Origin of the sequence: Methylobacterium sp. GC_Met_3 (assembly GCF_026540775.1) — a bacterium.
Lineage (GTDB): Bacteria > Pseudomonadota > Alphaproteobacteria > Rhizobiales > Beijerinckiaceae > Methylobacterium.
In genome coordinates this window covers 1-13,294 of the sequence record NZ_JALNUL010000026.1, presented here as the reverse complement: position 1 = coordinate 13,294, position 13,294 = coordinate 1, and the positions used below count along the sequence as shown (strand labels likewise).

Here is a 13,294-nt window from a genome sequence, read left to right as displayed (position 1 = left end):
GGGGCCGGTTACGAAACGACGCGACATGCCCCGATCACCCGTGCCCGTACACGCAACCTGAGAAGCTCCGCTTCCGAGGAGGACAAGGCAGAGACCTACGACTGAGTTGGGTGATTTCTGCCGGAAGGCTTCTGACCTCAGAATGTGGATGAGATAGCGAATCGCTTGAATATCATTAGCAGTTAACTATCACAGCTCATGTTACGGATCAGCTACAGCAAGGACTCAGGTCGGACCCTGAGCAGGATGCTGTCCAACACCGCCACGCTGATCCGCAGCAAAGTCGAGCAGGACGCCGCCGACCCAGCCTTGCTCGGCAACAACGTCAACGCGTTGAAGGGCAGCACAACACCCACCGGCGAGCGGCTCGTCGTGCTGGCCGAGGCCGATTACCTCGCCTTGGTCGAGGCCCATGAGGACGCGGCGGACATCCGGGCTGTGGAGACGTTCCGCACGCGCTTGGGCGCTGGCGAGGAGGAGTTGATACCGTCCGAGGTGGTCGACCGGTTGCTGTCGGGCGAGAGCCGCGTGCGAGTTTGGCGCGAACACCGCGACCTGCGGATGGGCGAGCTGGCCGAACGCGCCGGGATCGCCTCGGCGTACCTTTCGCAGATTGAGACTGGCAAGCGCGAGGGGACAGTGAAGATCTATCGCAAACTCGCGGCCGCCCTCGATCTGGGGATCGAAGATCTGGTCAATTGACGAGCGGGACGGCGCGTACCGGATGCGTGGGCTTTGCCGAGAATCCTTCGCTGGGTTGGCGGCGAAGGTCGCCGAGCAGTGTGAGGCAGGCATCCGCACGCTGCCGGACTGCGAAGCAGTCGTAAGCCCTGTCGTGGAGGGTCCGATAGACGCTCGTACGCGTGATGCCGAACGCGTGGACGATGGCAGCTGGCAAGTGTGGGTCGTAGACGGAACGTCGGCTTCTGACTGCAGCGCCGCAGTCGGATTGCGATTCCCAGTAAGGATCGTTCGCATAAGGGCAGGTTACGGAGCGACACGGCGTTCCGCGATCGTGCGTGACCCAGAGTGCCCTGGGTAGGTCTGCTTCAAGGTCGTCCAGGCAGGCGGCTATGACTGGGATGGGTGGTTTTCTGCCGGTCTGCTTACGGGCGACAAGGCAAGGAAGCGGACTTCGCTGTTCCAGCTATTTCCTAACCCACGCAGGAGAATGAAGGGGCAAGGTCTGATTGCCGGCGGTCATGTCAGTCCAAGAAAGTGAAGGATGATGCCGGCGGCAGCGCAGGCATTGAGCGTCTGGATCATGCCGATCTTGATCCGGAACACCGCCAGCACCGCCGCGGCCGCCAGGGCGAGCGCCCAAGGGTTCAGGCTCGACGGGACCGGCACGTCGAAGCGGACCGGACCGGCTGTGAACGGTCGCGTCTCTGCGAAGATGACGTGCAGGGCGAACCAAACCGCGAGGTTCAGGATGACGCCGACCACGGCCGCCGTGATCGCCGAGAGCGCACCAGTCAACGCCCGGTTGCCGCGCAGGCGCTCGACGTAAGGGGCGCCGACGAAGATCCAGAGGAAGCAGGGCGCGAAGGTTACCCAGGTGGTAAGCAGCCCGCCCAGCGTCCCAGCCAGCAGCGGCGATAACGAGCCCGGGGACCGGTAGGCCGCCAGGAACCCGACGAACTGGGTGACCATGATGAGCGGGCCGGGCGTAGTCTCGGCCATGCCGAGGCCGTCCAGCATCTCGCCGGGCTTGAGCCAGCCGTAATGCTCCACCGCCTGCTGCGCGACGTAGGAGAGCACCGCGTAGGCGCCTCCGAAGGTCACCATCGCCATCTTGGAGAAGAACACCGCGACCTGGGCGAAGACGTCGTCGGGTCCAACCGTGAGCAGGACGGCAGCGACCGGCACCAGCCAGATCGCCCCCCAGACGAGTAGCATTCGCAGGGTGTGCCCGGCCGCCGCCCGCTCGCGGGGGAGCTCGTGGTCGTCGAGCAGGAACGGACCCTCGACGGCCTTGCCGCTGCCCCCGTGCCCGCCAGCCTTGAACTGCGGTAGGCCGGCCCGACCGCCGAGATACCCGATCACGCCTGCCGCCAACACGATCAGCGGGAACGGCACGTCGAGGAAGAAGATGGCCACGAATGCCGCCCCCGCGAGCCCGACCATCACCGGCCCCTTGAGCGCCCGCTTGCCGATGCGGATGACGGCCTGCAGCACGATGGCGAGCACAGCCGCCTTCAGCCCGAAGAACAGGCCTGCGACCAGCCCGACGTTACCGTAGAGCGCGTAAACCCAGCTCAGGGCCATGATCGCGAGGACGCCCGGTAGGACGAACAGGCCGCCGGCGACGAGGCCACCGCGGGTGCCGTGCATCAGCCAGCCGACGTATGTGGCGAGTTGCTGCGCCTCCGGTCCCGGCAGCAGGGTGCAGAAGTTCAGGGCATGCAGGAAGCGGTTCTCGGAGATCCAGCGCCTCTCCTCGACGAGGACGCGGTGCATGACTGCGATCTGCCCGGCCGGGCCGCCGAAAGAGAGCGCGGCGATGCGTGCCCAGACCGGCACCGCCTGCGCCAGGGTCACGGGTAGCGGGGCTCCGATGCTAACCTCGACCAATTCCGGCCCGGATCGGACGGATACGGCTTCTGCCATGGTCAGGCCCTCTCCCGGGGCTTGTTGGACGGCCAGTTATGGGTCTCCTCGGTCGCATCCCGGCACCAGCGGTAGAAGGCGTCGTACAGGAGCATTCCAGCATCGAGCTGCTGCATGTCGTCGGCGTAAATCCGCGACAGGCCGAGCGAGGCTGCGAGCAGTCCGGCGGCCTCGGGCGCGAGATCCGGCCGGCCGGTGTCGGCCCCGCGCACCAGGGTCGCGAGGCGCAGGAGCGGCGGCGTCGCGAGGCCGAGCTCCTCGATCATGACGTCGAAGGTGCAGAGCTCACCTCGGTGGCTCCAGTAGGCACCCGGATCATCGATGTCGAAGGAAACACCGCCGAACCGCTCGGCCACCGAATTCACCTCGGACGGCGGCACGAACAGAAAGATTGCCCCGGGGTCGACGAAGCGGCGGATCAGCCAGGGGCAGGCGATGCGGTCAACCTTGGGTCGGGCGCGCGTGACCCAGACGGTGTGACCGCGCGCGTCGCGCGGCGGCAGCTTGTCCTCGGGCACCAACGGCAGGCCGGCGGCGCCCCATGCTGCAAAGCCGCCGTCCAGGGTCTCGGCCGAGGATCCCGCGTGGCGCAGGTAGGCGGCGGCCCCGTGGCTGAGATCGTGCCCTTGCCTGCACACCACAACCGCGTCGCGATCGGCGAGTTCAGCGGACCAGTGCTCGATGTCCGCGACATGCCGTCGAAGGCTGCCTGGGATCAGACGCGGGTCGTTTCGGAAGGCGTCGTCCGTACGGACGTCGACCACAACGGGGCAGCCGGCGGTGCCGACCAGGCGAGCAAGTTTATCGACGGAGATGGAGTTCGGCACGGGCATGACGCGTCCTTGCAGCGAGTGCAGGTGGGACGCGATCTTCAGCCGAAGCCTCATCGGGGGATCGCTCCCCGATGTCGCCATACACTGCCCCGGGATGGGCGCTGTCAAGACGGAAGGTAGAGCGAAAGCCCGACGCCGCGGTCGACGATGCTCAAGGTTGTCTACGCTTCCTACTGACCGATGGACGTCTGCTTCTGGGATAGGGCGAAAGGAGGCTGCTTGTCTGAACCGGGTCGCAAGCTGAATGGCTTCTTAGGGTGGGAAGCAGAGGTCAGCCACTCGCCTCGACGCGGACGTTCCGCATCCGACCCAACCCAGCCGCTCGGACCGCCATCGGCGCATCCCTTAAGCGGCCGTTCGTGAACGGTCCGGCAACTTCAGCGCGGATGGCAAGCGGTCCGTGGCACCTTACGCCGGAGTGGAAATATCGACCTCGCGCCCTTTCAAGCCAATCAAAGCTAGCTTTTCCATTTTGGCGGCCCAACTCGATTCGGGCAAGGAAGCCGCTGCACGGTGATATCGAAGCGGCAAATAGACTTCGAGGGAGGATTGCACCCCTACTACGCCTCATCCCAGAATATCTACTCAATAACCTCGTCGGCCCTTGCAAGCAAACTTGCGGGCACCTTGATGCCGGACGCTGTCGCTGACGCAAGATTTATCAGAAGTTTTAGGCGTAAAGGTTGGTAAAACGGGATTGATCCGACATCTTCACCCTTCAGGACTTGAGATACCTGCTGTCCGACGTGCGCATTCAGATCGACCAGATTTATATCGTGACCGATCAGGCCACCTTTTTCAACGTATTCGCGAAACGGATAAAAGGCAACGATACAAAATTGATTCATAAGTCTTATTATGAGATCCATGTTGTTGAAATTTTCGACAGCGGTCGTGACCAGTGCCGTTCTTGTTTGCTGCGCTGCCGCGGCGAAAGCTGTCCTGTACTGAAGTTCACGATGTGGACTTTCCACAGGAGGTCCTACAAGCTGCAGGCCGTCCCGCTCCACTGCAGCGCGCACGCTTGCTCCGAGCGGACTCTCCCAGAGCGTGCGTGAGGTTAGCTGAAATACGCCCCGGGTGTCTGGGGCAATCTCTCGCAAATATTCAATGCGTTTTTCAAATATTTCCGGACTGGAATTGACCATAATCCCAGTGACGTTGCCTCCAGGATGTGACAGCGATCCAGCCAATCCATACGCAACCGGATCGCTGGTCATGGCGACGATCGGAATGGTCGCAGTGCTATCTTTGAGTAGTTTTGTCATCCGGTCGGAGACGGACATGATGACATCGGGCTGCCAAGTGACTGCGTCTGCCGCGGTCTTTGAATAATTCGTCGAAACACCGCCACCGTCAAAACGCTGTACAACCAAGTTTCGACCTTCTACGAAGCCGGATTTTGAAAGTTCTTCGAAAAATGCCTTGAAGTTTGGGCTTTTTTCTTTCGTCATGAGTTCGACTGAACGATCGGGATGCACGATCGCGAGCTTGTAGGAGCGTGTAGGCTGGGCTCGTGCGGCATAAGGCCAAGCGAGAAACGCTGCACCCGTCGCTATGAACCGGCGTCGCGTCATCCCTCCCTCCTTGCATCTGTTTGATGAGTATTGGGTTCGGGGCGGCTCGCCGGGGGTCGGCGTACGGCCCTCATCGCTCCACGAATCAGCGGACCGAGAAGGGCGACTGGTAGGGGCGGCCGAACGGCACGCCGTTGTTGACCGTCTGCACCGGCGCCAGAAAGCCCTTGCCGTCGCGTCGATTGTTGCGGGTGTCCACCATCGAGAGCGGGCGCTCGACCCATTCCATCACCGAGACATCTCCGGGCGCGCCGACTTGCAGGGTTCCGAGCTTCGCGACGCGATCGATGATACCGGCCGGCTTGTGCGTCGCCATCGCGATCACCTGCTCCAGGCTGAAGCCAAGCGGCAGAAACTTGCTCATCACCACCGGAAGGAAAGGCATGCCGGGGGTGTTGCCGGAGAAAACGTGCAGGTCCGACGAGATCGTGTCTGGCGGGGCGCCCTGCGCGATCGCCGCCTCGGCGACGGTGAAGTCGAACGAGCCGCCGCCATGGCCGATGTCGAACACGACGCCCCGCCGCTTGGCCTCCAGTGCTGCCGGCAGCAGCTTCCCGTCCTGAACGATGTTCGTAAACTGACCGCCGCTGTTAGGCGCTCCCGAGTAGCAATGCGTGAGGATATCGCCTGGTCGCAGCAGATCGAGGATCTGACTCATCAGCGCCGATGTCTCGACGCCGCCGATATGGACCATGACCTTCGCCGGCCGCCCCGACATCTCGCAGGCCTGGATGGCCCGCTTCAGCGGTTCGGCCCCGTGCTTGAAGATGACATTCTCGGACATCCGGACCTTGGCTCCGATGGCGAAGTCCGGGTTCTCGGCGATAGCCAGAGCGCAGGTCTCCACCTGCGCGTTGTCGAGGTTGTACAGCTCTGCCACCGGGAAGGCGGACAGGCCGTTGTTGGCGATATGGATGAAGGCGAACATCCGCGTCCGCGTCTGGGCGGCGATGTGGCGCCGGAGCGCCGCGATGTTGTTGGCTCCCGCATCGCCCGCCGAGACGACCGTGGTCACGCCCGAGAACGGGACGGTTTCGTCCGCCGGGATGCCGATCGCCGAGCCGTAGGGATAGGTGTGGGCGTGGAGATCGACGAGCCCCGGCAGCACAAGCTTGCCGGAGGCGTCGATCGTCTGCTTGGCGCGCTCGGCGGGGATATCTGGCTCGAGGGCGGCCACCACGCCGAAGCGGATGCCGACGTCGCGCTTGGCCCGCAGCGACTGGCTCGGGTCGATGACCTCCCCACCCTTGATCACCAGGTCGAAGCGGTCGGGCACGGCGTCGGCCGGCCCCACGGCCGCCATAGCGCCAGCGAGGCCGAGCCAAGTACGACGCGACAAATCGGACATGGTCCAACCTCCCTCGGAGCGCCGCGCGCCGTTGGTCGGCGCGTCGGCCTGCAAGTCCCGTTGCACGGCGCGCGTTCTTCGACGGCGCCGCGCCGGAGCATAGCTTTCGCAATGTTCGAGCTGCAAGGTTTCGGGCAAATCGCGCCTTGACGATCGCCGGAGACTATATCGATTCCTGGAGGACCGCCCCGGCCGGCGTCCCCACTTGCTCCCGGTCACGGTAGACGAGCCACAAAGCGTCGGGCGCCGAGAAGTTGGCGTCGAACAGGTCGATGAGCGCAGCACGCGGAAACCCGAGATCCGGCCAGCTGCAGAAGCTACCGAAAGCCCGACGAAGAAAGGTTTTCAGGTTGCGCCAGTAGCGATCCGCACTACCGAGTTGGGTCGTGAGCGGGCGGGACGGCAAGGCAAGGCAAGGTCCGCTTCGGTGCCATTGCCGCTCGAGAGTGGACCGGCAGAAATCCACCCATCTTAGACGTCCACGCGGCCTCTCCGCGGCGGCCAATGTTGACCGAAAGCAGCTTGTCCGCTTCTGAGTTATCGCGGTGGTAAAAATAGGTGCGCGGTTTGCTATCTCCACGCTCACGACTTCGCAATGAAATACTGCCGCCGCCACATCGGTCCGCATTCCAGCCGACTGTTGGGACGCGTCCCGCACCTCGCAATGAGCAACTGGCTGGCGGCTCCTTGGCACGCGGCTAGCCAAGCCAACGTATCCCGTCGGCCGTGGTCACGGTTGCGCTTTGTGCCAAGCCAGCACGTCCAGGCGGTACTTATCCCTCCTCGTCTGGTTGCTGACGTGCAGGAATGCGCGCGCGCCATCTATGAAGCGCTCGGCCGCCTCGTCGCCGGTCAGCGGGTAGTGCGTCTCGCCCGTCCAATGGACCAACACCACGTCACCGTCCGGCTGCAGGCAGCCTCGGACCCGGTCCACCAAGCGCCCCAGATCGTCAGCATCGAGGTAGTAAACGACCTCCGACAGTAGGATCAGGTCGAACTGTCCTTTCGGCCACTGATCGGGCACTTGGGCGAGTTCGAAACGGACGTGGGGCAAGTTCTTGCATCGATCCCGCGCCTGTGACAGTGCGCGCTCGGCAAGATCAAGGCTGACGAGCGCGTCGCAGCGCTGAGCGAGGGACTCGGTCAGCACTCCGATGGAGCAGCCGACCTCCAAGACAGAAGAATACCGGGCCCGCGGCAAGGCATCGAGGGTGGCCGCATACTTCGCCCGCTCGTATTCGCTGGTTTCGAACTCCCAGGGGTCCGGGTTTTTGGCGTAGCGCTCGTCGAAGTAGCTCGGCGGCAGGGAATGGGCGTACCGCGTCATCGCAACTCGCCCCCGTCAAACAGATCGCCTGCGATGCCGCGGGCTTCCAAGATCTCCGCGGCCGCAGTGGTCAAGGCACGGTCCGGCGCGGGCTGGCGAAGGTAGGTGGCTAGGTCGCGTGAGAGCCGCTCCAGCGGATGCTCGCGCAGGAAGCCCTGCAAACCGACGGAGCGGTGGGCGAGTTGCAGAACTTCCAGGCCCGCTCGTTCGACGGCCAACCTGGCCAAGTTGACAAAGGCGACGATGCGCTCGGGGGCGAGTTCGCTACCAACAACGACTCGGGCGGCGCGCTCGACCCAGCCTCGTGCACCCTCGACGGCGATGGCACCCTCGCCGAGGCGGGCGAGTTGGTGCGGGTCGTTACCTCGGCCGGTCTCGGCGAGATGCCCCCGCCACGCGTCGAAGACAGCCTCGATGCCGCCGAGCTGCACCGCCGCGAAGCGCCAAGCTCCACCAGAGAACGTCGGCTGACGGTGGTAATCGTCCCACGCGCCCAAGATCTCCTCGTCGATAACCGCGATGTCCTCGAAGTCGACGGTTCCGGTTGCGGATGCGCGCATACCATGGGCTCGCCATCCGGTGAGGTCGGCACGTGTGCCTCGCTGCAGCGGCACAACCAACATCAACGGCGACGCGCCCGGCTCCCGCTTGACCGTCACCAAAGCTCGGGTGACGAAACCGGCGCCCGACGCGAACGTCTTCACGCCGCGAAGGCGGCGATCATCTCCAAGCCGTAGGCAGTCGCTGGGCGCGTCGGTGTTCCATACCCCGAACAGGTGTCCCGCGCGTGCGTCCGCAAACAGGCGTGCCTCCTGTGCGAGGGTGCCGTAGCGCGCGATGAGCTGAAGCGCGTTGACGTGGCCTTCGTAAATGCGACCGAGCGCGAGGCTGCCATAGCCTACGAGCCGCAGGACCCTCGCGAGGTCGTGCGCGTCCGGCTCCTCGCCGAGGCCAACACCGCCTTCGTCGGAAGGGATCGGCGCCGTGAGCAGGCCCACGCGGGCGAGATCAGCGACATCCTCGGCCGGGAAGCCGTCGTCGCGGTCCTGGTCCTTCGCGCGGGCAGCGGCGGCAATAGCCACCTGCCGAGCGGCCGCGACGGCATCGTATGCCAGGTTAGGCGGAGTTCTCTGGTCCATGCGCCTCCCTCCTATCAGGCCGCCGCAGCGCTGATGTCTTCTACCGTGCGGCCGGTCGCGACCGAGAACGGCTTCTTTTTCAGGATGTCAGGCTCGCTGAGTTGCCGCGCCACGGCGTCGTGGGACTTAATGAGCAGCCAGGAAACATGCCGTTCGCGAGGCCTCGGTTTCATCCGCGTCAGGTGCCACCGGCCAGATAGCTTCTCGCCGTGCAGCGTGAATGCGAGCGAGCCCGCGGCTAGCGCCGTCCCAGGATCGCCGTCCGGCTCCCAGGTGCCGCGATCCCAAAGCAGCACCACGCCCGCCCCGTAGCTGCCCGGTGCGATCACGCCTTCGTAGTCGGCATAGTCCAGGCTATGGTCCTCAACCTCCACGGCCAGGCGACGTTCGCCCGCGATGAGGCTCGGGCCACGCGTGACCGCCCAACTCTTGAGGACGCCACGGAGCTCCAGCCGGAAGTCGTAGTGTAGACGACGCGCGGCGTGCTTCTGCACGCGGTAGGCCAAGGGCTCAGGCATGGCCGGTACGCTCCGCCGACGTTTGCGAGGCATCCTCCACCGCAACGACCTTCGACCTACGGGAGCGGCCGAGGACTGTGCTCGTTGACCGGAGCAGGCCCAACACGGCGCGGGCGTGTAGGATCTGTCGGGGAAGTTCGGCGGGCCGCAGTGGGCGATACCTGAGCATGGGGCTGGCCGCCTCCGTCGCGGCGAGCACGGCGCCAAGTGTAGGGAGGTGAGCTATCGTTCGGGCTGTGTCCGTCCGGATGCCGAGCCACGGAGCCCAGAGCGCCTTGCGAGCTAGGCGTCCCGAGGCATGTAAATCGATTATCCTCCGTCGCCAGGCGAACCGGAACAGAGCCCGCGGCAGCGGCTCCAGACGCGGGTCGCACGGGCTCTCGGGCACTTGGCAGCGCAGCTTCATCGTGTCCGCGGCCCCGCCGGGTGCGCGCCCGTCGAGCCGCCCCGAGGTGACCACGACGATGTCGGGGTCGTGGCGAACCCGCGCGTCGCTCGACAGCAGCGACGACACGAAGGCCTTGTCCTCGCCAACCGCGAGCGGCGGCATGCCGCCGACCTGTCGGTAGGTGCCGAGCCGAACCGCGAGCGTCGCGCCAGAGGTGGTCCAGTGCCGCGGCCAGGGATCGTGCACCACCGGGTTGATTCGCGCTTCGAGCTCCGTGAGCAGCGCTTCGTAGGCGCCCTCCAGCGCGCCGCGCGCGTGCAAGGACGCGGGAAGCCGAGCGGCATCTGCCTCGTCGAGGGCGATCCGGCCTGCCACGGCATCGACGCCATCGGTGATCACAGCAAGGTTGCGCGCGACCCAATCCTCAGGAACCCGGCTATCCGCGTCGGTCGTGAGGATAACGCCATCCTGCGTACCGCTCTCCTCCAACCACGCGGCCGCGGCCTCCATGGCCTCTCGCCGTGCCCATCCCGCGTTCGCCTCGGCATACGCCCGCTCGATCACCCGAACCGGGCGACGCAGGGACGTCTGAAGGGCTGCGACTACATGGGCCGTGCCATCCGTGCAGTTGTTCAGGAACAGCAGTACGCCGAGCCCGCTTCCCCCGAGACCTTCCTGCCCGTCCAGAGCGTGCAAGCAATACGCGATGCGTTCGGCTTCGTTGAAGACCGGGACGGCGACCACCGCTCGCAGCGCTTGGTTCGGCATCCCTTGATCGACAGATGACGCCACAACTTCAGTCTCGGTCAGCACGAATATCTCCGGCGAGCCGGGTTATGCGCCGGCATCACGCAAACTTGCCGCGCGGCACCCTGTTCTGTGGCCAAGCCAGTTTTAATCCGGCGCCGTTGCCGCACCTGACACGGACAACATGCAACCAGCTTTCAGCCTCGGCGCTCTGAACTTCGCCCTGGCCGGCGCGCGCGAGGGCTTCGGCCCGTTCCTCGGCGTGTACCTGCAGAAGCAGGGCTTCGACCCAGCCGCCACCGGGTTGGCTATGGGCCTAGCCGGCTTCGCGGGCCTACTTGCGACGACGCCGGTAGGCGCGCTGATCGACCGGACCACGTACAAGCGCGCGGCCCTGGCAGCCGCCGTCCTGGCCATTGCCCTGGGCGCCGTCGCCCTGATCGCCACCGACAACCTGTGGCTGATCGGCCTGTCGCAGCTCGTCATCGGCGTCGCCGACACAAGCATCGCGCCCCTCGTCGCGGCGGTCACGCTCGGCATCGTCGGGCAGAAAGCCTACGGCCACCGGGTTTCGCGCAACGAGGCGTACAATCATGCCGGCAACGCCGCCAATGCCGCCCTGTCCGGCGTGCTCGGCTACACGCTCGGGCTCGGCTACGTCTCCATCGCCATCGTGGTCATGGCGGTCGCCTCATGCGGCGTGCTGCTCGCCATCGACAAGGGCAGCATCGACCACGGAACGGCGCGGGGCGGCGAGCAGGACGAGCGCTCGACCCTTCGCGTGTTGATCGAGACCAAGCCGTTGCTGATCCTGGCAGGCACTGTGTTCGCCTACCAAACCGCGAACGGCGCCATGCTGCCGTTCCTGGCGCAGGCGCGAACGGCGGCCGGCGCCAACCCGAGCCTGACCACCGGCGTGATGACCGTCGTCTCGCAGGCCACGATGGTCGGGGCCGCACTCCTGGCCGCCCGTGTCGCGCGGGGACGGGGGCACGCCGGCGTTCTCTCTATTGCCCTCGGGTTGGTTGTGGCCCGCGGCATCCTCGCGGCGTTCGCGACCTCGTGGTTGCTGATAATTCCGGTGCAGGTGCTCGAAGGGTTGGCGATGGGTCTCGGCGGAGTCGCCATACCGGCGCTCGTGGCCGAGATGATGGAGGGTACCGGCCACGCGACGGCTGGGCTCGGCGGCGTCATGACCGCCTACGGCGCGGGAGCCACAGCGAGTCCGCTGCTCGCCGGCCTCGTCGCGCAGTACCTCGGCTTCCCAGCGTCGTTCTTCGCCCTGGCCGGCGTCGCGGGCATTGGCCTGGCCGTGTGGATGGTAGGCCATCGCCTTCTGGGCACGAGTGTCCCCCCAGGGCACACTGGCGAGGCGTCTGCCAAGCCGGCGTGACGGCTTGGAGCATGCGACATGGATACGCGAACGGGAGCGAAAGCCTGGTCCAACCTCCTGACGGGCTCCTTCCCTGCCTTCGTTCTCCTCCAGGGCTCGCTATACGCCGCCTACGGGACGGAATCGCCATTCCTTCCCAGTTTTCTCGGCGAGCGCGGCTTGAGCGCGGGCGAGATCGGCGTCGTGCTGGCGGCGGGCACGTTGATGCGCCTCGCCGCGGGCCCCATCGCTGGCCACCTCGCCGACCGATACGACGCGACCCGAGCCGTCCTCAGTTGCGCCGCCTTTGCGGCTGGAGTGATCTCGTTCGCCTACCTCTTGGGGTACGGCTTCTGGCCGTTGCTGGCGGCGAGCGTCTTGCACGCGAGCGCCATCGCGGCCCTCGCGCCCCTGGCCGACGCACTCGCGCTTACGGCTGCTGAGCAGGAGGGCACCTTCTCGTACGGCTGGGTTCGGGGTGCCGGCTCGGCGGCGTTCGTGCTCGGGACACTGGCCTCCGGACTGCTCGTCGCCCAGGCCGGCGTTGCGAGCGTCATCGTGTCGAGTGGTGTCCTGTTCCTCGTCATGGCGCTCGCGACGAGCCGCGTACCGGCTGCCAGTCCGCGGGAGCCGCAGGACAGCCTCGGCTTTGATGGCGTACGCGAGCTCCTCGCGATGGCACTGTTCCGCCGGATGCTCATCGTGGCAGCTCTTGTCATCGGCAGCCATGCGCTCAACGATAGCTTCGCGGTGATCCTTTGGCGTGAGGCCGGCATCGGGCCGAGCACGATCAGCCTGCTGTGGTCCGAGAGCGTCGCCTCGGAAGTCTTCGTCTTCGTGCTCGCCGGTCCGTGGTTGCTGTCGCGCGCGAGCACCGCCCAGGCCGCGATGCTGGCTGCCGTAGTGGGCGTGCTGCGCTGGTCGGTTCTGGCCTCGACGGCGTCGGTCCCAGTGCTGGCGGTCATCCAACTGTCGCACGGACTCACCTTCGCACTGCTGCACCTCGCCAACATGCGCCTGATCGTCCGGACCGTGCCGCCGCACGTCGCCGCGACGGCGCAGACGCTCTATGGAACGCTGGGACTGGGCGTGGCCTCCGCTGTCCTGACCAGTGTCGGGGGCTTGCTCTACGGCCGCCTCGGCGCAGGCGCATTTTGGTTCATGGCAGCGCTTTGTGCGCTGGCGCTTCCGCTCACAGTCGGGCTGGGTCGGAATGCAGGGAAATCCGGTGCAACCCCGGTCTCTTTAACGTAAGGCCGCACAAGTTAGGCTGATCTATTCTCTCTCCGCAGCGGCGAGACGCCCTACATCGCGTACATAGCCGTCAGAGTCGAACTTCTTCAGCATCGCCGCACCCAGCGAGCGTACATCACTGTAGACCGCGCGCGGGCCCCACGGCCGGTTGTCAAGTGCGGCGTGCTCGTGGCCTGACCGG

11 protein-coding genes are annotated in these 13,294 nt (G+C 65.6%); 3 read left to right on the top strand and 8 right to left on the bottom strand.

Features of this window, described 5'->3' with window-relative positions:
- The first annotated feature begins 246 nt into the window (after window positions 1-246).
- Window positions 247-702, top strand: coding sequence for a helix-turn-helix transcriptional regulator (locus tag OXS27_RS22660; protein ID WP_267358768.1), 456 nt, complete (start codon window positions 247-249; stop codon window positions 700-702).
- Between the two features lie 498 nt (window positions 703-1,200).
- Here OXS27_RS22660 and chrA read toward each other — a convergent pair whose 3' ends face one another.
- The 8 genes from chrA to OXS27_RS22620 all read right to left on the bottom strand — a co-directional run bounded on the left by chrA (window position 1,201) and on the right by OXS27_RS22620 (window position 10,553).
- The gene (gene chrA / locus OXS27_RS22655) at window positions 1,201-2,610 is read right to left on the bottom strand and encodes a chromate efflux transporter (protein ID WP_267358766.1); all 1,410 of its coding nucleotides are present in this window, start codon (window positions 2,608-2,610) and stop codon (window positions 1,201-1,203) included.
- 2 nt (window positions 2,611-2,612) lie between these two features.
- On the bottom strand, window positions 2,613-3,443 hold the full coding sequence (locus OXS27_RS22650; RefSeq protein WP_267358814.1) for a sulfurtransferase/chromate resistance protein: 831 nt from the start codon (window positions 3,441-3,443) through the stop codon (window positions 2,613-2,615).
- A 581-nt stretch (window positions 3,444-4,024) separates the two neighbouring features.
- Window positions 4,025-5,020, bottom strand: coding sequence for an ABC transporter substrate-binding protein (locus tag OXS27_RS22645; protein ID WP_243922424.1), 996 nt, complete (start codon window positions 5,018-5,020; stop codon window positions 4,025-4,027).
- Window positions 5,021-5,105: 85 nt separating this feature from the next.
- Window positions 5,106-6,368 (bottom strand): amidohydrolase/deacetylase family metallohydrolase, encoded by a 1,263-nt coding sequence (locus OXS27_RS22640; protein WP_267358765.1) that lies wholly within the window; start codon window positions 6,366-6,368, stop codon window positions 5,106-5,108.
- Window positions 6,369-7,098: 730 nt separating this feature from the next.
- On the bottom strand, window positions 7,099-7,695 hold the full coding sequence (locus OXS27_RS22635; RefSeq protein ID WP_267358764.1) for an SAM-dependent methyltransferase: 597 nt from the start codon (window positions 7,693-7,695) through the stop codon (window positions 7,099-7,101).
- Window positions 7,692-8,834, bottom strand: coding sequence for an acyl-CoA dehydrogenase family protein (locus OXS27_RS22630; protein ID WP_243922417.1), 1,143 nt, complete (start codon window positions 8,832-8,834; stop codon window positions 7,692-7,694). The genes OXS27_RS22635 and OXS27_RS22630 overlap by 4 nt, the downstream gene beginning before the upstream one ends.
- A gap of 14 nt (window positions 8,835-8,848) precedes the next feature.
- A complete protein-coding gene (locus OXS27_RS22625) occupies window positions 8,849-9,352 on the bottom strand; it encodes a DNA polymerase ligase N-terminal domain-containing protein (protein WP_346733007.1) in 504 nt (167 codons plus the stop codon).
- Entirely contained in the window at window positions 9,345-10,553 is a 1,209-nt protein-coding gene (locus OXS27_RS22620; RefSeq protein WP_267358763.1) for a glycosyltransferase, read from the bottom strand. Before OXS27_RS22620 ends, OXS27_RS22625 begins: the two co-directional genes overlap by 8 nt.
- 118 nt (window positions 10,554-10,671) lie before the next feature.
- Here OXS27_RS22620 and OXS27_RS22615 point away from each other — a divergent pair, with 118 nt between their 5' ends.
- Both OXS27_RS22615 and OXS27_RS22610 read left to right on the top strand, forming a co-directional pair.
- Window positions 10,672-11,880, top strand: a complete 1,209-nt coding sequence (locus OXS27_RS22615; RefSeq protein ID WP_267358762.1) for an MFS transporter — start codon at window positions 10,672-10,674, stop codon at window positions 11,878-11,880.
- An 18-nt stretch (window positions 11,881-11,898) separates the two neighbouring features.
- Window positions 11,899-13,113: an MFS transporter gene (locus OXS27_RS22610; protein ID WP_267358761.1), complete on the top strand. Its 1,215-nt coding sequence runs from the start codon at window positions 11,899-11,901 to the stop codon at window positions 13,111-13,113.
- Window positions 13,114-13,294 lie beyond the last annotated feature (181 nt).

Excerpts from the sequence above, each read along its gene's own strand:
- OXS27_RS22660 (WP_267358768.1), top strand. The coding sequence starts at position 247 with ATGCTGTCCAACACCGCCACGCTGATCCGCAGCAAAGTCGAGCAGGAC.
- chrA (WP_267358766.1), bottom strand. The coding sequence starts at position 2,610 with ATGGCAGAAGCCGTATCCGTCCGATCCGGGCCGGAATTGGTCGAGGTT.
- OXS27_RS22650 (WP_267358814.1), bottom strand. The coding sequence starts at position 3,443 with ATGCCCGTGCCGAACTCCATCTCCGTCGATAAACTTGCTCGCCTGGTC.
- OXS27_RS22645 (WP_243922424.1), bottom strand. The coding sequence starts at position 5,020 with ATGACGCGACGCCGGTTCATAGCGACGGGTGCAGCGTTTCTCGCTTGG.
- OXS27_RS22640 (WP_267358765.1), bottom strand. The coding sequence starts at position 6,368 with ATGTCCGATTTGTCGCGTCGTACTTGGCTCGGCCTCGCTGGCGCTATG.
- OXS27_RS22635 (WP_267358764.1), bottom strand. The coding sequence starts at position 7,695 with ATGACGCGGTACGCCCATTCCCTGCCGCCGAGCTACTTCGACGAGCGC.
- OXS27_RS22630 (WP_243922417.1), bottom strand. The coding sequence starts at position 8,834 with ATGGACCAGAGAACTCCGCCTAACCTGGCATACGATGCCGTCGCGGCC.
- OXS27_RS22625 (WP_346733007.1), bottom strand. The coding sequence starts at position 9,352 with ATGCCTGAGCCCTTGGCCTACCGCGTGCAGAAGCACGCCGCGCGTCGT.
- OXS27_RS22615 (WP_267358762.1), top strand. The coding sequence starts at position 10,672 with ATGCAACCAGCTTTCAGCCTCGGCGCTCTGAACTTCGCCCTGGCCGGC.
- OXS27_RS22610 (WP_267358761.1), top strand. The coding sequence starts at position 11,899 with ATGGATACGCGAACGGGAGCGAAAGCCTGGTCCAACCTCCTGACGGGC.